General features: G+C 47.2%; 14 protein-coding genes and 9 pseudogenes. 8 read left to right on the top strand and 15 right to left on the bottom strand.

Features of this window, described 5'->3' with window-relative positions:
• Positions 1 to 26 precede the first annotated feature (26 nt).
• From ACQGXV_RS03995 to ACQGXV_RS03955, 9 genes and pseudogenes are all read right to left on the bottom strand, one after another.
• Positions 27 to 392: pseudogene (locus ACQGXV_RS03995) on the bottom strand (DDE-type integrase/transposase/recombinase); the annotation flags it as partial.
• Between the two features lie 57 nt (positions 393 to 449).
• Positions 450 to 881, bottom strand: a pseudogene (locus ACQGXV_RS03990) (IS5 family transposase); the annotation flags it as partial.
• Positions 882 to 902: 21 nt separating this feature from the next.
• The gene (locus tag ACQGXV_RS03985; RefSeq protein ID WP_440862665.1) at positions 903 to 1,436 is read right to left on the bottom strand and encodes an IS630 family transposase; all 534 of its coding nucleotides are present in this window, start codon (positions 1,434 to 1,436) and stop codon (positions 903 to 905) included.
• Positions 1,360 to 1,725 (bottom strand): IS630 transposase-related protein, encoded by a 366-nt coding sequence (locus ACQGXV_RS03980; RefSeq protein ID WP_440862584.1) that lies wholly within the window; start codon positions 1,723 to 1,725, stop codon positions 1,360 to 1,362. The genes ACQGXV_RS03985 and ACQGXV_RS03980 overlap by 77 nt, the downstream gene beginning before the upstream one ends.
• A gap of 35 nt (positions 1,726 to 1,760) precedes the next feature.
• A pseudogene (locus tag ACQGXV_RS03975) lies at positions 1,761 to 2,255 on the bottom strand (IS5 family transposase); the annotation flags it as partial.
• A 75-nt stretch (positions 2,256 to 2,330) separates the two neighbouring features.
• Positions 2,331 to 2,896: pseudogene (locus ACQGXV_RS03970) on the bottom strand (IS3 family transposase); the annotation flags it as partial.
• A gap of 21 nt (positions 2,897 to 2,917) precedes the next feature.
• Positions 2,918 to 3,451 (bottom strand): IS630 family transposase, encoded by a 534-nt coding sequence (locus ACQGXV_RS03965; RefSeq protein ID WP_440862665.1) that lies wholly within the window; start codon positions 3,449 to 3,451, stop codon positions 2,918 to 2,920.
• Positions 3,375 to 3,740 (bottom strand): IS630 transposase-related protein, encoded by a 366-nt coding sequence (locus ACQGXV_RS03960; RefSeq protein WP_440862584.1) that lies wholly within the window; start codon positions 3,738 to 3,740, stop codon positions 3,375 to 3,377. The genes ACQGXV_RS03965 and ACQGXV_RS03960 overlap by 77 nt, the downstream gene beginning before the upstream one ends.
• Positions 3,741 to 3,775: 35 nt before the next feature.
• Positions 3,776 to 3,952, bottom strand: a pseudogene (locus ACQGXV_RS03955) (transposase); the annotation flags it as partial.
• Between the two features lie 110 nt (positions 3,953 to 4,062).
• Here ACQGXV_RS03955 and ACQGXV_RS03950 point away from each other — a divergent pair.
• Positions 4,063 to 4,665: an NAD(P)H-dependent oxidoreductase gene (locus tag ACQGXV_RS03950; protein WP_440867216.1), complete on the top strand. Its 603-nt coding sequence runs from the start codon at positions 4,063 to 4,065 to the stop codon at positions 4,663 to 4,665.
• 90 nt (positions 4,666 to 4,755) lie between these two features.
• On the opposite strand, the gene ACQGXV_RS03945 is transcribed toward ACQGXV_RS03950, so the two are convergent.
• The 4 genes from ACQGXV_RS03945 to ACQGXV_RS03930 all read right to left on the bottom strand — a co-directional run bounded on the left by ACQGXV_RS03945 (position 4,756) and on the right by ACQGXV_RS03930 (position 8,816).
• On the bottom strand, positions 4,756 to 4,977 hold the full coding sequence (locus ACQGXV_RS03945) for an acyl carrier protein (RefSeq protein ID WP_440867214.1): 222 nt from the start codon (positions 4,975 to 4,977) through the stop codon (positions 4,756 to 4,758).
• 18 nt (positions 4,978 to 4,995) lie between these two features.
• Complete coding sequence (locus ACQGXV_RS03940) at positions 4,996 to 6,435, bottom strand: AMP-binding protein (protein ID WP_440864946.1); 1,440 nt, start codon at positions 6,433 to 6,435, stop codon at positions 4,996 to 4,998.
• The gene (locus ACQGXV_RS03935; protein WP_440867213.1) at positions 6,432 to 7,550 is read right to left on the bottom strand and encodes an MBOAT family O-acyltransferase; all 1,119 of its coding nucleotides are present in this window, start codon (positions 7,548 to 7,550) and stop codon (positions 6,432 to 6,434) included. Before ACQGXV_RS03935 ends, ACQGXV_RS03940 begins: the two co-directional genes overlap by 4 nt.
• A gap of 126 nt (positions 7,551 to 7,676) precedes the next feature.
• The gene (locus ACQGXV_RS03930; protein ID WP_440864945.1) at positions 7,677 to 8,816 is read right to left on the bottom strand and encodes a D-alanyl-lipoteichoic acid biosynthesis protein DltD; all 1,140 of its coding nucleotides are present in this window, start codon (positions 8,814 to 8,816) and stop codon (positions 7,677 to 7,679) included.
• A gap of 1,165 nt (positions 8,817 to 9,981) precedes the next feature.
• Between ACQGXV_RS03930 and ACQGXV_RS03925 the strand changes: the two are divergent.
• Together ACQGXV_RS03925 and ACQGXV_RS03920 are read left to right on the top strand one after the other, a co-directional pair.
• Positions 9,982 to 11,214, top strand: a pseudogene (locus ACQGXV_RS03925) (IS3 family transposase).
• Between the two features lie 16 nt (positions 11,215 to 11,230).
• Positions 11,231 to 12,331 (top strand): annotated as a pseudogene (locus ACQGXV_RS03920) (IS256 family transposase); the annotation flags it as partial.
• Between the two features lie 94 nt (positions 12,332 to 12,425).
• Here the strand turns inward: ACQGXV_RS03920 and ACQGXV_RS03915 are convergent.
• A pseudogene (locus ACQGXV_RS03915) lies at positions 12,426 to 12,761 on the bottom strand (transposase); the annotation flags it as partial.
• 34 nt (positions 12,762 to 12,795) lie between these two features.
• Here ACQGXV_RS03915 and ACQGXV_RS03910 point away from each other — a divergent pair.
• On the top strand, positions 12,796 to 13,161 hold the full coding sequence (locus tag ACQGXV_RS03910; protein WP_440864944.1) for an IS630 transposase-related protein: 366 nt from the start codon (positions 12,796 to 12,798) through the stop codon (positions 13,159 to 13,161).
• Complete coding sequence (locus tag ACQGXV_RS03905; RefSeq protein ID WP_440862665.1) at positions 13,085 to 13,618, top strand: IS630 family transposase; 534 nt, start codon at positions 13,085 to 13,087, stop codon at positions 13,616 to 13,618. Before ACQGXV_RS03910 ends, ACQGXV_RS03905 begins: the two co-directional genes overlap by 77 nt.
• 22 nt (positions 13,619 to 13,640) lie before the next feature.
• On the opposite strand, the pseudogene ACQGXV_RS03900 reads toward ACQGXV_RS03905, so the two are convergent.
• Positions 13,641 to 14,127, bottom strand: a pseudogene (locus ACQGXV_RS03900) (IS5 family transposase); the annotation flags it as partial.
• Between the two features lie 231 nt (positions 14,128 to 14,358).
• Here ACQGXV_RS03900 and ACQGXV_RS03895 point away from each other — a divergent pair.
• The 3 genes from ACQGXV_RS03895 to sctW are packed head-to-tail and all read left to right on the top strand — an operon-like array spanning position 14,359 to position 17,924.
• Positions 14,359 to 15,114 carry a helix-turn-helix domain-containing protein gene (locus ACQGXV_RS03895; protein WP_440864943.1) on the top strand — a complete coding sequence of 252 codons (756 nt, stop codon included), beginning with the start codon at positions 14,359 to 14,361 and terminating at the stop codon, positions 15,112 to 15,114.
• Between the two features lie 6 nt (positions 15,115 to 15,120).
• Positions 15,121 to 16,803, top strand: a complete 1,683-nt coding sequence (gene sctC, locus ACQGXV_RS03890; RefSeq protein ID WP_440864942.1) for a type III secretion system outer membrane ring subunit SctC — start codon at positions 15,121 to 15,123, stop codon at positions 16,801 to 16,803.
• Positions 16,794 to 17,924, top strand: coding sequence for a type III secretion system gatekeeper subunit SctW (gene sctW / locus ACQGXV_RS03885; RefSeq protein ID WP_440864941.1), 1,131 nt, complete (start codon positions 16,794 to 16,796; stop codon positions 17,922 to 17,924). The genes sctC and sctW overlap by 10 nt, the downstream gene beginning before the upstream one ends.

Here is a 17,924-nt window from a genome sequence, read left to right as displayed (position 1 = left end):
GCTGGCTGTTATCAAAATAATGTCGCTTAGCTATACCAGTGAGGTCTGACATCGCTATAATAATGGGTTATGTAGCGAATAATGGATGATTGAGCAGTACTAAAGCTTTGGTAGCCAGTCGTTGGCACCCATTCAGTCTTCAGACTACGGAAGAATCGCTCCATCGGACTATTATCCCAACAATTTCCTCTGCGACTCATACTTTGGGTCATCTGATAACGCCACAATGCCTGCCTATACTGACGACTGGTGTAATGGCTTCCTTGGTCACTATGAAACATGACTTGTTTGGGATGCCCACGCAGTTCCCAAGCCATTTGTAGTGCTTTGGCTGTTAATTCTGAATCTGGCGAAAACGACATTGCCCAACCCACGGGTTTTCGGGCAAATAAAGGCTTTGTTGAATAAATCAGAATTAGCCGACAGGATGACTCCCTCTGCTACACCTGTTATCCTATCCTGACGCTGTGTGGCATACCCAACAACGTCATACGGTTCAGCGCTTTGACCATCGCCATGGTTTCACCTACTTGAGCCTCATAGTCACGCAGGCTCAGATGGCCACCCAGCAAAGTTTTTATGCGGAACATCGCTGTTTCTGCCACTGAACGCCGGTGATAACCCACTTTCTTTTTCCACATATCATTACTCCCGCTCAGACGCTGATTCGCCACCGCATGGTTACGTTCATGGTACTTGTCCGGCCAGTATTTGGCTCCGCTTCGCGGCGGGATAAGGGGCCTGATTTTCTTTCTTAGCAACGCATCGTGGCAGTAACGGGCGTCATAAGCACCGTCTGCTGACACTTCCCTGATTTTTCGGTGGGTTTGGTTAATCAGGCCCGGCAGTGCCTGCGCATCTGTCGTTCCGCTGAGCGATATAGCCAAGCGACTTAATTTTGATTACACCATATGGACTGAGAACAAACTCTCTGTATCGCAACCCATCTCTCTTTTTTTGCTTTTTGCTTGTGCCCATTTATGCTCAATTGGGTTAAGATCTGGCGAATATGTAGGCAAATACTCCACCATATACCCTGCATCGATGATGACTTGTTGAATATTATGTTTTTTGTGAAAAGTGGCATTGTCCATCATGATTACACTGTTTTTAGGGAGTACTGGGATAAGGACTTGTGTGACCCAGGCATAGAAAACATCGCTGTTAATATTGATATCAAATAATCCGATAGCAAACAGCGTTGTGCCTAATAAAGCGCCGATAACATTTGTTCTTCCCCTAGCTCCCCAGTTCTTCAGGCCAAAACACCGTTGACCTTTTGGGGAATAGCCGTGAGTCCGTGGGGCATCGTGTGAAAAACCACTTTCATCAATAAAAACAATAGGTTTACCTTCTTTTTCATACTGTTGTTTTTTTTGTTGAAATCCCTGCCGGGCGTTTTCGTCGGCTTTCGGATGACGTAGAGTTTTTTTTATAGGTCAATCCCAGCTTTTTAAGCGCTTGCCAAATGGCCTTCTGACAAACGCCAAAACGCTCTGCACGTTCTTTTTGGTAAGCATCTGGATATTGTTCAACATCTTTTATCAACTCGGATTTATCGATCTTTCGCTGACGCGTGGTCGATGCTTTTGACTCTATTTGATTAATCCAACGCGATACAGAGGCAGGGCCAATCCGAAATTGCTTCGCTGTTTCTCGGATACTCAACCCTTCGTTTTTCCGTGTAGATATCACTTTACGTCTAAAATCAATTGAATAGCTCATTTAAATAATGTAATCAAAATTAAGTCGTTTAGCTATAAGTCGGCACAGATAATCTCATGCGTTGCGCTGTCTGCTGCCAGATGAAGCTTGCGCCACACTCTTCGTCTGTCAGCCCCATGCTGCCTGACTTTCCATTCACCTTCGCCAAAGACCTTCAGACCGGTACTGTCGATGACCAGATGCGAGATTTCACCACGCGTTGGCGTTTTTATGCTGATACTGACGGTTTTTGCCCGCCGACTGACCAGAGAGTAGTCCGGGCAGCGCAGTGGCAGGCTCATCAGTGTAAAAACCGAGTCGACAAAGCCCTGTAATGCCCGGAGCGACAGGTTAAACACGCGCTTTATCATCAAAACCGTGGTAACAGCCATATCGGTGTAGTAAAGCGGCCGACCACGACCTTAAGGCGAAGCACTGTCAGTCCATGCAGCGATGGCCGACTCATCAAGCCAGACCGTCAGGGAGCCACGTTGTCTGAGTGCTTTGTTGTATGTGGGCCAGTTGGTGATTTTAAACTTTTGCTTTGCCATGGGGAGCTGCTATCGGGAGCGATGATAGTGCTCTGATCCGGCGATCCCCTGAACGTTCGATTTATTCAATAAAGCCGCAAATAAATCTAATACCACCGCCAGATACGCCCATCGGTCGCCTGTCCAAATATAGGTTACATCGCCGCACCAAACCTGGTCAGGCTTGGTAACAGCGAACTGCCTATTGAGCAGATTTGGAATATCAATACGTTCATTTCCACCGCTGTTGTATTGATGTTTTCTTGTTTGGCAACTAACGAGGGTTAATTCTTTCATCAACTTACCCGCTAACCACCGCCCAAGTTTCACGTCGTGTGTATTGGTAACCATCGTGGCGATAGTCCTTGCGCCCGCAGACCCGCCACTAACGTTCCACGCTTCGCTGACCAGGCTACGTTTTATCGTCCGCTCAATATCTGGCTCCTTAGGTCGACACCAATAGCGATAACTGCTTCGGTGAACATTAAAAATACGACACAACGCTTTCACTGGATAAAGCGCTCTTAGCTTTTCAACTACCGAGAATTTTTCAGTGAGTCGGACATTAAGAGCGCAGTAGCCTTTTTTAAGATGGCATTCTCCATTTCCAGTCGGTGGATTTTTTTCTTCATTTCTCTGAACTCAATTTGTTCAGGTGTTATAGCCAAGCGACTTAATTTTGATTACACCATATGGACTGAGAACAAACTCTCTGTATCGCAACCCATCTCTCTTTTTTTGCTTTTTGCTTGTGCCCATTTATGCTCAATTGGGTTAAGATCTGGCGAATATGTAGGCAAATACTCCACCATATACCCTGCATCGATGATGACTTGTTGAATATTATGTTTTTTGTGAAAAGTGGCATTGTCCATCATGATTACACTGTTTTTAGGGAGTACTGGGATAAGGACTTGTGTGACCCAGGCATAGAAAACATCGCTGTTAATATTGATATCAAATAATCCGATAGCAAACAGCGTTGTGCCTAATAAAGCGCCGATAACATTTGTTCTTCCCCTAGCTCCCCAGTTCTTCAGGCCAAAACACCGTTGACCTTTTGGGGAATAGCCGTGAGTCCGTGGGGCATCGTGTGAAAAACCACTTTCATCAATAAAAACAATAGGTTTACCTTCTTTTTCATACTGTTGTTTTTTTTGTTGAAATCCCTGCCGGGCGTTTTCGTCGGCTTTCGGATGACGTAGAGTTTTTTTTATAGGTCAATCCCAGCTTTTTAAGCGCTTGCCAAATGGCCTTCTGACAAACGCCAAAACGCTCTGCACGTTCTTTTTGGTAAGCATCTGGATATTGTTCAACATCTTTTATCAACTCGGATTTATCGATCTTTCGCTGACGCGTGGTCGATGCTTTTGACTCTATTTGATTAATCCAACGCGATACAGAGGCAGGGCCAATCCGAAATTGCTTCGCTGTTTCTCGGATACTCAACCCTTCGTTTTTCCGTGTAGATATCACTTTACGTCTAAAATCAATTGAATAGCTCATTTAAATAATGTAATCAAAATTAAGTCGTTTAGCTATAATGGCAGACCAGGCGATGTTTTCCCTTGACGTTCTAAACGAAGGGCTCTTACCCACCGGCTAATCGCTGAAAGACTGACGTTCATGGCTTTCGCGGCTTCCTGGTAGGTATAATTTTGGACAAGGACTAATTTGGCGGTTTCACATTTAAATTCAGCAGTAATTATTTTACTCATTTTGGCACCTATAAAAATTATGAGGTAAGCATATCACCTCTACTTAGGTGGCCAAATTCAGTATGCCACTACAAGCCGTTGAAACGCAGAATGAATCAATGAGCGAAAAGATGAATTGGGCACACTTTTTTAGCGTCGTAAAAAGGGTATTTGCTGTTACTTTTCTTTTCCTGCTACCGTTCCGCGAAGCGATGAGTCACGATCAGAGTGCCGTGAAAACACTGGTTATTGTTTCCCATCCTTATCCGGAACGCTCTGTTCTGACGAAGGGATTGCAGGAGGCGGCGGAGCGCGTTGAAGGCGTAACGGTTCGTAATCTTGAGACGGTCTATGGTTTTGACACCCGTAATATCGATGGCGAAGAAGAACGCCGGATTATGCGCGAGTATCCACGCGTTGTTTTCATCTTTCCTACCCACTGGTTTAACATTACGCCCATGATTAAAGCCTGGTTGAACGACACCTGGGGCAGCGTGGGGCCCGGAGTGTGGCAGGGTAAAGAGATGCTCATTGTCAGCACCGCTGCTGGAGGATCGTCTACTTACGGAGAGGCGGGGCGAATTGGTGTTACGCTTGCGGATGTCTTTTTACCCATGAAAGCAAGCGTTCTGCATGCAGGTATGACGTATCTTACGCCGCTTGTGTTTCAGAACGCCAGCAGCAGCAAGCTACCTGATTATCAGCGCCAATTGATTGAGCGTCTGAAAAGGTAGCGGAGGCGATTCTCTCTCGCTCAACGCTCACCCCAGGTGACGCCATCTGAGGTGAGCGCGGTGAGCAAGAATTTCTTCGCTGTTGGGCGATTAGCCGCGATTTTCTTCAATGTAACGCGCTAAATCTGCTGGGGTTTTCAGTACGGTCGCGACTTCTGTCGGGGGAATCATGCACCCGTAAACGTCCTGCACTTCCAGCACCAGATCTACCGCCAGAATAGAGTCGAGAATATCGGACTCAATCAGCTCATCATTAAAGCCCACTTTGCGGGATAAAACCTTTTCAAACAGAGCGAGAATTTCTTGTTCCATCATTTTTTCCTGGTGTAATTAGTTGGTGCGGGCGTGATAGTCCAGCAACTTACGATCAATTTTGCCGTTAGGGTTAAGCGGCAATGCGTCTTTAATGATAATTTGAGAAGGCACCATGTAATGCGGGATCACCTTCGACAGCAAGGTTCTAATCGCCTCCGGGGCTAAGTGCGTCACGCAGAATGCGGCAATACGCAAAACGCCACCCCCCGATTTCATCAACGGCAGAACCACCGCTTCGCTGATATCTGACATGGCCAGCAGTCGATTTTCGATTTCGTTGATTTCAATGCGATAGCCATTGAATTTAATCTGGCTGTCATTGCGGCCCTGGCAGTAAAGCAGCCCATCCACATTTTCGTAGCCCAGATCGCCGGTTCTGTAGCCGCGGAACATTTCGCTTTCCCGATGCAGCAATTTCTCGGCATTCTCTTTCGCCAATCCGAGGTAGCCACGCATCACGTTTTTGCCCCAAATAATCAACTCACCATCAGAGGTAATTTCCATTCTGGAATCCGGCATCATTACGCCAATCGGCAGCAGATCGTTTTCGCTGTGCAGGATGTCATCGGTAATGTCGATAACCGTGGTCGCGATGGTGGCTTCCGTTGGGCCGTAAGAGTTAAGGATTTTGGCGTGCGGGAAGCGGCGGCGCAGTTGTTTTACTAGCGCTTTGTTTAACACTTCGCCGATGAACACAAAGACGCTCAGGTCGGGCAAGTAGTCACTGCTAAACTGGGGTGAAAGCAGACGTTGATAGGCAAAAGAGGGCGTGGAAACCCACACGGAAACGCCGTTGCTTTTCAGGCCGTCAAGCCAGTTTTCTGCGGCAATATCCTCTTTCGCATTCAGCACGATATGCCCACCGGTGGCCAGGTTTGCCAGTAGTGGAATCAGCGAGAGATCGAAGCTGAACACCGCATGGTTCATCAGCACCGGCACTTCCGGCAGCGCAAAATCCTGACGCACCCACTTCATAAAATGCCACAGGCTTTCACGCCCGATTTGCACACCCTTTGGCTTTCCTGTGCTGCCAGAGGTGAACATGATATAGGCGAGATCCTGCTCAACGAGTGCCTGCTCGGTCACGCCCGTGGCAACAAATTGCCGGGTTGCCACGTCATAATAGTAAGGGGCGCTTGCCAGTTGGCAAATCTCTTTGAGCCGCTCCTGTGGGTAAATGCAGTCCGCCGGGATATACGGAATGTTGTGCAGCAGGCAACTGTAGATTGCAACGGCAAACTCTGCCTGCTGATGTCCGTAGATCACTATCGGTGGGCCAGCTGACCGCTGGCAGTGGTGGTAGCGTTTTGCCCAGTCGGTGACAGCAACAGAGAGTTGTTGCCAGGTCAGGGCTTCATCACTACCGCTAATCGCCGGTTGCTGTGGGTTGGCCGGGTCGAGTAAGGCCGCACGCAGAAAATTTTGCAGTTCTAGACGCTCGCTGTGTTGGTTCATAGAGGTGACATTCCGCTAAAAATATAGAGGGAGGCCGCGGCGCTTGCTAGCGTCAACATTCGACCCGTAAACTCACTAACCGGATGGTCTAACCAATTGCTCAGCACCGGGCTGCGTTTCGCCGACCATTGCAGCATATTGTGAGCAACAGAGATGGCGCCAAACAATGCGCCGCTGATGACATAGTGTCGTTCCAGCCCGTTCCACGCCCCCATACAAAACAGGGTGCAGAAAATACCAATATTCTGCGCCAGCGTTTTGTTCTGACGGAAAAAGTCGAGCTTCATCAGATTCATATAAATCGGCATAAAGACCACATCCCTCAGCCATTCAGACAGGCTGATGTGGAAGCGTCGCCAAAAATCCTGCGGGTTCTTTGCCAAAAAAGGCATATTGAAGTTTGCCGGGATATTCAGGCCAAATAAGCGTCCGGCCCCGATAGCCATATTGCTGTAGCCTGCAAAGTCAAAATAGAGGTAAGCGCTGTAGGCCAGAGACATAACCACACCCACGCTTAACGTAAACGGCTGATGGCTCCACGGTTGAACCACCAGAGTATCAATGAGCGTGGCTAATAGGTATTTCTGGATAATGCCAGTAAAAATTTGTTCCATGGACAGTAAAAACTGTTCACGGGTAAGTGTAAACACCGGTTTATTAATGTCATTAATCCATGTACGCCAGCGATACATTGGGCCTGCCAGGATAATAAATGGCATAAACAGGTAGCAGAAATAATGCAGAAAACGGTGGCCGTCTTTTTTGCTGCGGTAAAGCAGTACGTCAACGGCACGGAAGGTCATGAATGACAAGCCAATCATGTTCCAGTGGTTGTTGAGATCTAATTTCACCAGGAACATAGGAAGCAATGTCAAACTGACGGCCTGCCAGGTTTTTAACCAGCCTTTTTCTTTTAATGTGACCAGCAGATAAAACCCAAGAAAAACTGCTACGGGAATGAGATAATCACCCTGTAAAATATACGCCCAGCCAAATGCTGCCAGCACAGAAAAAGCAGACAAATAGGTCAACCGATAATGTAATACGCGGTTGACCAGCGCAAACAGTAGCGCTGATGAAAACAGAAGGAAAAAAAACGTTCCGGAGCTATACATCATTTCCCCTTCAGAATTTTTGGTATTCGAAATGCACTTTCAAATCCATGCTGTCATCAACAGAGGTCCACGCAACCACAGTGACCGCCAGAAAGAAATAAAGGAAAAAAAGGCGAAGGGCAGTTTTCATCGTTTAAAACTCTCAGCAATAAAGCGGTCTATGGCAACCCATGCCAATTCAGTGGGATGCAAACGATCCCAGTTCCAGCCGTTCTGATAGTGCTGGGCATACATATCAAAATAGGGAACCCGATGCTGCTCCAGCATCGTTCGGATCTGTTGATCGACTACCTGGAATTTCTCTGAGTTTTTAATCGCCCACGGATTAATCGGGTCGACAACCACCACAAACTGGGCGTTGCGCGCTTTCAGCAGCTTGACCGTCGCTCGCAACGCTTCCAGTTGCGAGGGGATTGCTGGCGCGTTGTCCCACTCATCCGGCGTGTTATCGTCAGCAAAAATCGACTTATCCATCCACATCGTGTCAGCGCTTTGCTGGCGCGATTTGTTGAGCTCGCGCGCGTGGGCCAACGCCATATCCCAATCCGGATTTACGAGGTTGACGGGCTGTTCCGGCCAGGGTTTTTCCGGTTGTGGGGTAATGTTCAGCATTGCCAGCCACTCGTTTTTTACCATCTTGCAGAAATTAGCAAAGAGGTAACTCACTTCCTGCCATATAATTTCCGGATACCAGCCATAGATTTCCATCTGGCTGAAGGTTAAGTGGCTGATATCGTCTTTATCAATATTGCGTAAATATTTGACCAGCAACGGGCGCGCCAACATATCTTTCATCAAGGTATTAAACACGGATGAGGGAAAATTGTTGGCAAAAATGGCCGGAGGAATGCCTTCAGAATAAAAAGTATCAGGTGCTAACATCAGAACAATTTTACTATTGGCGTTAATGTCATTTTTAAAACGCGAGAGCAGTAAAAAATGCGTGATGCTATCGACGTAACTATCACCGTAAGCCACTAAAGGACGATGCAACTGGTTATTGAAGTAATTATAAACAGCGTAATGTTCATCTTCGGAAGTAGAAACTTCAGATGCACCGATAAAGAAAATCGCATTGCCCTGTAAAGCATGGGAAATAGTCGCCATGTTTTGCTTGCGTTCCTTTGGCGTTCCTTCCATTGATTTAATCAGCGGTTGGAAAGTCAGCGCTGGATCAGCGGTTCTCACCAGCGGGGGAACGCTGAGGAACAGGATAGCCAGGATCGCCATCAGGATATGTAGGCAGAAAGTATTTTTGATTTTCATTATACAATTTATAATTACATGATATTCATTTGTTTAAAGTTTGTTGCTTTATATCTTTACAGGGTGTCGGTTCCTGCCTTTTTTCATTATATACCAGGCTTATCGGCGATGATGAGCGTTGCTGTGTAACGGTATGTACAGTGTTTGTCCTGCTCAAATAATTTGATTAAATGGCACGAATAAAGTGCCTTTATCGCTGTTGTTTGTTGGACAACATGCCGGGCGTCGTTGTGATGTTTGAAAACCATTCTCAGGTATTCCCCCTCTGAAGAGGGGGGGATTGTGTTATTTACGGGTAACGCCCGTCATTTTAGTGAAGTTAAACCAGTGCCCCGCTTCGGCGGCCATCGGCTTTGTTGAATAATTTAAGATACTGATTTATATAAGCATTATAAAATCTCAACGACTAATTTTTCCTCTCGGAATGCTTTTTATTGTGCTAACTATTTGATTTGTCGTTCTAACAAAATACATTCTCTGTAAATGCATTCTAACTAAAGAAGATGTAAATCAAACGGTTAAATTATTCAACAAAGCCGCGGCCATCATGTCGCGATCGCGTATGGCATAGGGGTGTGAGCAAGCTAGCCATGCTTGCCAGGCATGTTCGCAACGAGTGCTCTCGGTGCATTCCGCTATCTGCAAATAGGCGCTTTGCTGCCAGAGTTGCCGCCACCAGTCGACGGTAAAGAAATTCATACCGGACTGCCAAAAGGGGGCCAGTTCAGGAGGAACACCGCGATCGAAAGGCCTTTTTAAACCTGGAATAACGATCGCGACGCGGCCTCCGGGTTTGATCCACGGCGCAAGGTGGCTATCGAAAAAGGCTGAGCTGGCGCCAAAGTAGTGGTAGGCATCAATATTGAGCAGCGCATCGAAGTGGTTTTCAGGAAATGGCTTTACCGGTGCGTGTCAAGGTAGTTGTCGCCCAAGTTGGAGACTGTAAAATAATCTGTGTAAATGGCATTTTGAGGAAAACCTTCAAAGGATAACAAAATGCCTATCAGCAACGAACTTATTGACCAACTGCTTCAAGATTGTCACTCCCCTCAGGATCTGCTGGGTGAATCAGGCCTACTCAAGGTGCTGACTAAAAGACTGGCGGAACGGGTGTAGTGGTTGAATAATCAGGACACTAAACTTACATCCAAAACGGAGGTGTTTAGTGAACCATAAACGACAATTTACCCCTGAGTTTAAAAAGGAAGCCGTTGCCCTGGTAACAGAGCAGGGCTATACGATAGCCAGGGCAGCAGCATCGCTGGGCATAAGCAACAAAACCCTGCATACATGGGTCTCGCTGGCACGCGAGCAGAGCAACGGCGTACTCAGCGATGATGAACGTGCAGAGTTAAAACGGTTACAAAAGGAAAACAAAGAGTTACGTACAGAGAAGGAGATACTAAAAAAGGCGAGTGCCTTCTTCGCGAAACATATGTGGTGAGATACCGGTTCATTCTCGACAATGCCACTGACTTCAGCGTTCGTACACTCTGTCGGGTCATGCGTGTGACGGCCTCTGCCTGGTATGCATGGCGAAAAAAGCCCGCCGAACCGCTGCAAAAAGACGTGGAGGTCCGGGTCAGGTTAAAGGCGCTGTTCGCCGCCAGCAGGCAGGGAGCAGGAAGCCGGACGCTGGTCAAAAGGCTTCGTGGAGAAGGCATCATAATCAGCCGCTGGCGGGTGAGGAAACTCATGCAGGAAGAGGGGCTGGTCTGCCGACAGCGCCGGACTTATAAGGTCACGACAAAACCCCGCCCGGGTGCAGAGGTGGCCCCAAACCTGCTGAACCAGAATTTTAACCCGCCGGGGCCAAATCAGGTGTGGGCGAGTGACATCACGTATCTGAAGACCGGTGAAGGCTGGCTGTATCTGGCGGCTATTATGGATTTGTACTCCCGGCAGATAGTGGGCTGGCAGGTGGACAGACGGATGACCTCATCGCTGGTCTGCGGGGCCCTGATGAAGGCATATAACCTGCGAACTCCCCCGCCGGGCCTGGTGGTGCATACGGACAGGGGGGCGCAGTACACGGGACAACGCTTTCAGGCGCTGCTGAGCAGCTACAGGCTGAGGAGCAGTATGGGAGACGTGGGTGCCTGCTGGGATAATGCGGTGATGGAGCGCTTCTGGGGCAGTCTGAAACATGAATGGTTGCTGCTGGTACCCCAGCCAACACGGGCTTACATGGAGCAGGATGTGGCGACGTATAGCCAAGCGACATTATTTTGATAACAGCCAGCTATGCTTCTTTGCCGCATATCAGGGCATAGGATGTAATCATTTTTAAGTCGGTTGGCTATATATCCGCTACTACAACCTAGACAGGCATCATGCCGCTAACGGGGATCTGTCTCCGGTGCGTTATGAACAAATGGCTGAGAAAAAAGTGTCCTGATTTACTTGACCAGTGCAGGGTTCTTGAAGCTGAGATGGAGATGCACCTTGGGTATGCTAAGCATGACCCGGCAGGTAATCATTCAGGCAACTCCCGCAATGGCAAGACATCAAAAAGCGTACGTAGCCAAAATGGGGAGATCGAGCTCGATATTCCGCGCGACCGCAACAGTACCTTCGAGCCGACACTGATCGGTAAGAACGAAAAACAGCTTAACGGCTTCGATGACCGCATTATTTCTCTCTATTCCAGAGGGTTATCAACCCGTGATATTCAGGCACACTTTAAAGAAGTCTACGGGGTCGATGTTTCCGCTGGCTTCATTTCTCAAGTGACCAATGCTGTGATGGATGACGTTAAGCGCTGGCAGCAACGGCCGCTGGATGCGCTTTATCCCATTGTTTACCTTGACTGTATTGTTGTCAAAAGCCAGGACGGCGGAGCCGTGGCCAACAAGTCTGTTTATCTGGCCCTCGGCGTCAACGGCCAGGGCGAAAAAGAGCTGCTGGGGCTATGGATAGCCAAAACTGAGGGGGCCAAGTTCTGGTTATCTGTGATGACAGAACTGAAAAATCGTGGGCTACAGGACATCTTCGTCGCCTGCTGCGATGGCCTGAAAGGCTTTCCTGATGCCATTGAAGCTGTTTACCCGCATACGCGGGTACAGCTCTGCATTGTGCATCAGTTGCGGAACTCGCTGCGCTACGTCGGCTGGAAAGAGCGTAAGGCCGTTGCTGCTGACCTGCGCACCATCTATAGTTCCGCAACGCTAGAGGGCGCTGAAGAGGCCCTGGATGCCTTCGCGGCCAAATGGGATGAGCAGTTCCCGACGATCAGCCCGTCGTGGAGAAATAATTGGGAACGTCTCATCGTCATTTTTGACTTTCCGCCGGAGATCCGCAAGGTTATCTACACCACCAACGCGATAGAGTCGTTAAATGCTTCATTGCGCAAGATAACGAAAACGCGACGAATATTTCCAACGGATGACTCGGTGATAAAATTACTCTATCTAGCCTTGCATAATATCTCTGCTAAATGGACCTTGCCAATCAGAGACTGGAAACCTGCTATGAGCCATTTCATGTTGATGTATGGAGAACGAATCTCCGGTTAAGCAATGGAGCCATTTACACAAAATTCTTTACAGACTCAGCTCGGGGCCCCTGTCACGCGCTTTAATCCTGTCAATGTTGATTCGGATTAAGAGCCTATCCCAATAGGATTTTATTCCAGACAATGATGCCGCAGGTAAAATGCAGCATCGCCTCATAATTTTCGACTTTCTTCTCCCAGCGAGTCAGAACCCGACGAAAGCGATTCATCCAGCTGTGCGTTCTCTCCACTACCCAGCGGTGAGCTTTAAAATCCGTGTTTTTGATGGCTTCCGACTCCTCTTTCCTTGACTGGATATGAGGTTCGTAACGACGACTTTTCAGACAGGCCTCCAGCCATCCGGCTTCATAGCCTTTGTCCAGACAGAGGCGGAGCTTTCTGCCGCGTCTGCCCGTCTGAAGGGCGTCGAGAGTATCAGCAACCAGCTTTATAGCTAAACGACTTAATTTTGATTACATTATTTAAATGAGCTATTCAATTGATTTTAGACGTAAAGTGATATCTACACGGAAAAACGAAGGGTTGAGTATCCGAGAAACAGCGAAGCAATTTCGGATTGGCCCTGCCTCTGTATCGCGTTGGATTAATCAAATAGAGTCAAAAGCATCGACCACGCGTCAGCGAAAGATCGATAAATCCGAGTTGATAAAAGATGTTGAACAATATCCAGATGCTTACCAAAAAGAACGTGCAGAGCGTTTTGGCGTTTGTCAGAAGGCCATTTGGCAAGCGCTTAAAAAGCTGGGATTGACCTATAAAAAAAACTCTACGTCATCCGAAAGCCGACGAAAACGCCCGGCAGGGATTTCAACAAAAAAAGCAACAGTATGAAAAAGAAGGTAAACCTATTGTTTTTATTGATGAAAGTGGTTTTTCACACGATGCCCCACGGACTCACGGCTATTCCCCAAAAGGTCAACGGTGTTTTGGCCTGAAGAACTGGGGAGCTAGGGGAAGAACAAATGTTATCGGCGCTTTATTAGGCACAACGCTGTTTGCTATCGGATTATTTGATATCAATATTAACAGCGATGTTTTCTATGCCTGGGTCACACAAGTCCTTATCCCAGTACTCCCTAAAAACAGTGTAATCATGATGGACAATGCCACTTTTCACAAAAAACATAATATTCAACAAGTCATCATCGATGCAGGGTATATGGTGGAGTATTTGCCTACATATTCGCCAGATCTTAACCCAATTGAGCATAAATGGGCACAAGCAAAAAGCAAAAAAAGAGAGATGGGTTGCGATACAGAGAGTTTGTTCTCAGTCCATATGGTGTAATCAAAATTAAGTCGCTTGGCTATATGTCGTGGGTATTTGCCCCTGAGACAACCAGAGAGAGGGGAAGCCCGTTCGCATCGGTCATCAGGCTACGCTTTACACCCTGTTTCCCCCGGTCTGTGGGATTCCGTCCTGTTTTTTTGAGCCTGCCAGCGGTGACTTCGTCATACAACCATCCATCGACAGCCATGACCAGTCGATAGCATCCAGCTGCTCGCAGGCCAGCAACCCGTTCTGCCAGAACCGTTCTGCCAGAACCGTTCAAAAACTCCTGCATCCCGCCACTCCTGGAAGCGGCGGTGAGCGGAGCTTGACGAGCATATCCCGGTGGCATTCAGGGCATTCCACTGGCAACCCGTTCTGAGCACAAAGAGAATGGCGTTCATTGCGGCACGATTATCAACCCGCCTGCGATGCGTACCCAGCGGATGGTGGGTTTTGTGTTCCGGGAGCAACGGAACCATTTTCCCCCAGAGTTCATCGCTGATCGGCCACTTATTGCTTGCCATACTTCCCTCAGAAATTGCTATTACTTATTAATTTACAATTCATTTTGGGATAGGTTCTAAGTTCATTTAACTTTAATTATCTTTATGAAATAAAATATAAAAAAAGCTATTACCTCTTATAATTTGATGGCGGTGCCGGAAGCAAGAAGGCCAACCATTATTATCTCATCAGGAATGCCATTGGCGAGACTTTATACTGCATCGAACGTTTGGATGCAAAAGAGCTAATCAATGGAAGATATGGGGCAATACCGTCAGCTTAATGTTGGCGAGGAATATCAGTTCTCTCAGTATGCTTTATTACTGGCACAGAACAGCGGTCAAGAATGTTACCTTCGCTTTCGCGACAAAGCAAATACGGTGGAATGCATAATTCCTGCTGACCAGCGCCGTTTGCTTGCCATCGCACCGGCTTCAGTGACCGTTGAGCACGGTGAATTACATTGTTTATTTCTTGATTTTACGTTGCTGGCAAAGCTGCAAGTGTTTATCGATAAATCAATGAATAAAGAAAATACTCACTGTACAAGAACGCTGATGGCCAGTATGCCAACGACACTCGGCAATGAACCTGAGCAAAAGGAGATGGAATATTGGCTTTTGCATCAGACGTTGTTGGGGGCTGAAGATCTGGCGTGTTTTTCCAATGTATTGAGACAATCTGAATGGTATGCCCTGGTTGAGTTTCTTTTTGATTCATATCGAAGTAATTCCACCCAACGTGTGCAGACGCTCTGTGCGCGTTATGGACTCTCAGTTTCTCATTTTCGACGTTTATCGCGGCGCGCATTAGGCAATACGGCAAAATCTGCGCTACGTGATTGGCGTTTGGGGCAGGCACTTTTTGAATTGATTAATGGCGATAATAATTTAACGACTATCGCAATGAATCATGGATATGCATCACTTTCTCATTTCTCCAATGAGGTGAAAGAGGTGATTGGTGTTTCGCCAAGGAATTTGAAGAAATTATTGCAAGCGAGTTAAAGTCAGATGAGTACAGATTTTTCGACAAAAATACGGGCATCAATAGCCATAGTACTGTTTGCATTAATGCCAATACAGGCATTCGCAGAAACAGTAAATGAGAATAATCAATCCTCTCGCCAGGGAAGCGGATATATGGCCCGGCAAGAGAGTGTGAATGGCATTTTTGATGCTATCTCTGCTGCTATGAGAAAACCCTTCATTTTAAGTAAGCTGGCGGTACGCAAAAAGGTCACCGGTGAGTTTGATCTGAGCCGTCCGAAGGATGTACTGGTATCTTTATCCGAGCAGCTTGGGCTGATTTGGTACAGTGATGGTCAGGCCATCTATGTCTATGACGCAACGGAAATGCGTAATGCAGTTATCGTGTTGCGTAATACGTCATTCAGCACGGTTGAAAGCTTTTTGAAGAATTCAGGTCTGCACGATCCTCGTTTTCCTCTGCGTTCGGATAATCGTAATGCCACGTTTTATGTGTCTGGACCGCCAATCTATGTCGATCTGATCACGAGTACGGCGAAATATCTCGATCAAAAAAACGATACCTTCGACGGGCGAGAGATCATCGCCGTGATTCAGCTACACAACACCTTTGTCGAGGACCGCTCCTTTAAGTACCGCGATGAGAAAATCGTCATTCCAGGCATTTCGACGGTAATAAATAAAATTATCAGCACCGCGCCGACAGCGGGAAGGAGCATGCAGGTGGTGCCACGTAAACCGGTTAAAAGCGAGCTGGATACCTCCGATCTGCCACAGGATTTGCTTGACAGCTATGCCCATGAAGATGCGATGGCTGCGGTGAATATTGCACATACTGACAGTGAAGTGAGTGTTATTGCTGAACCGGGAACCAACAGTATTCTGGTGCGAGGAAGCCCTCAGCAGGTTGAATATATTCGTAGTCTGGCGAAAACCCTGGATGTTGCCAAGCGGCATATTGAACTTTCCGTTTGGATTGTGGATTTACAAAAAGAAGCATTCGACAACCTTGGTGTTCAGTGGAACGGAAATCTGAATGTCGGAGGCAATCTGGGTATTTCGCTTAACGGTGGCACTAGCACCATTGATGGCGCCAGCTTTATGGTTACGGCATTGGCGTTGAGCGAGAAGAAAAAGGCCAACATTGTTTCCCGCCCCATGTTGCTAACCCAGGAAAATATTCCGGCCATTTTTGACAATAGTCGAACCTTCTATGCCAGCCTGGTGGGTGAACGCACCGCCCAGTTAGAAAACGTTACCTACGGTACCTCGGTCAGTGTTCTTCCTCGTTTTACCGCGAACGGCGAAATAGAAATGATGCTGAACGTTGAAGACGGTAGCCAGTTTGATACCACCAAAACCAACGATTCCACGTTACCTGAAGTTGGCAGAACCAATATCAGCACCATCGCCCGCGTGCCGAAAGGAAAGAGCTTGCTGATTGGTGGGTATACCCATGATGAAAGAAGCACGGTGGAAGGAAAGATTCCGTTGTTAGGTGACATTCCCCTGCTTGGTAAACTGTTCCAATATTCTCGCGACCAAGAATCAAGCATGGTTCGGGTATTCCTGATTCAGCCAAGAGAGATTGATGCGCCGTTATCACCGGATGCACATACGATGATTAACGATATACGCAAAGATCTGGGTAACGATCAATTGCAAAACTGGATGACCAATTATTTGGACAGCCAAAAATGGCGATAAGCGTAGGTCCCGGCAGTTCTCCTCTCCAGCTTCAGATGGCTCGACGAGAGAAGCAGAATGCAGAAAAAAATATTTCTGCTGAACAGAATAATGTTTCTTCTGGCGATGAAATGCAGGATATGGAAGATCTTTCTCCCGCAGCCAGAGCGCAGAAGTTATATAACGCTGCTGATGATATGTCTGCGGTTGCGGGAAGTTTTCGCCAGCGCAGAAAATATGAAAAGAAATCAAGCGCAATGGAAGAAAGCAGCTTTGATCGTGTGTTGGATGATGATGCTCAGCCGAAGGTGAGCAAGCTGATTCAAGCCCTGAATGGGAAAGAAGGGGCGGCTATTATGCGTTTTTTACAACAGGCGCGCGCATTATTTCCAGATGAGAGCGATCTGGTGATGGTTCTACGCGAGCTGTTGTATCGACGCAATCTGGATGAAATACGCCGGAAACGCCTTAAAGCGCTGTTGTCCCAGGTTGAAAAAGAAGCGGACCCCAAGCGCTTAAAAGCCGGAATTAATGTTGCGTTAAAGGCTCGGTTATTAGGTTCGACGCTCAAGATGACTCCCACATTACTGCGTGAGAGCTATCGCAGCTTTTTGGCCAATGATGATACCGATCTGATGCAGTACCAAACGTGGATATCGACCTACGGCGTTGAAAATCGCGGTATACTGACTACGTTTATGGAAGATGCGCTGTTGGCAGATATTGACGCGGCCGATCCCAGTTGTAGTCATTCGGAGTTTTTCTTTCTTCAGGAAAGAATAAAGCAAATTAAGCGTATCCGATCGAGTGATATTTTGTTTGTGCAAGGGTTACTCAAAAATCCTCTCATTCGCGATATTGATGAGAAAGAAGCGACCTGGCTGCTATTGCTCTTTGGCATGATCGAACACACTGATGATGTGGATATGTTGCTTTCGCAAACGGTAGGTCACTATTTACGTTTTGCTGAACATAAGAATCGAGCGATAGTTTTACAAATGATCTACTACTATTGCAAAAAATTACCTCATGAAGTTTTTTTTTCAGAAGAAGGAAGAATAAAATTATTGATGTGTTTTGAAGGCAGACTCAATGCTGCGTTATACCACGAACGAATTGAACAGCGGAAAACCGCACCGTGA

This window comes from Symbiopectobacterium purcellii, from assembly GCF_052050035.1.
GTDB lineage: Bacteria > Pseudomonadota > Gammaproteobacteria > Enterobacterales > Enterobacteriaceae > Symbiopectobacterium > Symbiopectobacterium purcellii_A.
This window is presented reverse-complemented; position numbering and strand designations above follow the sequence as displayed.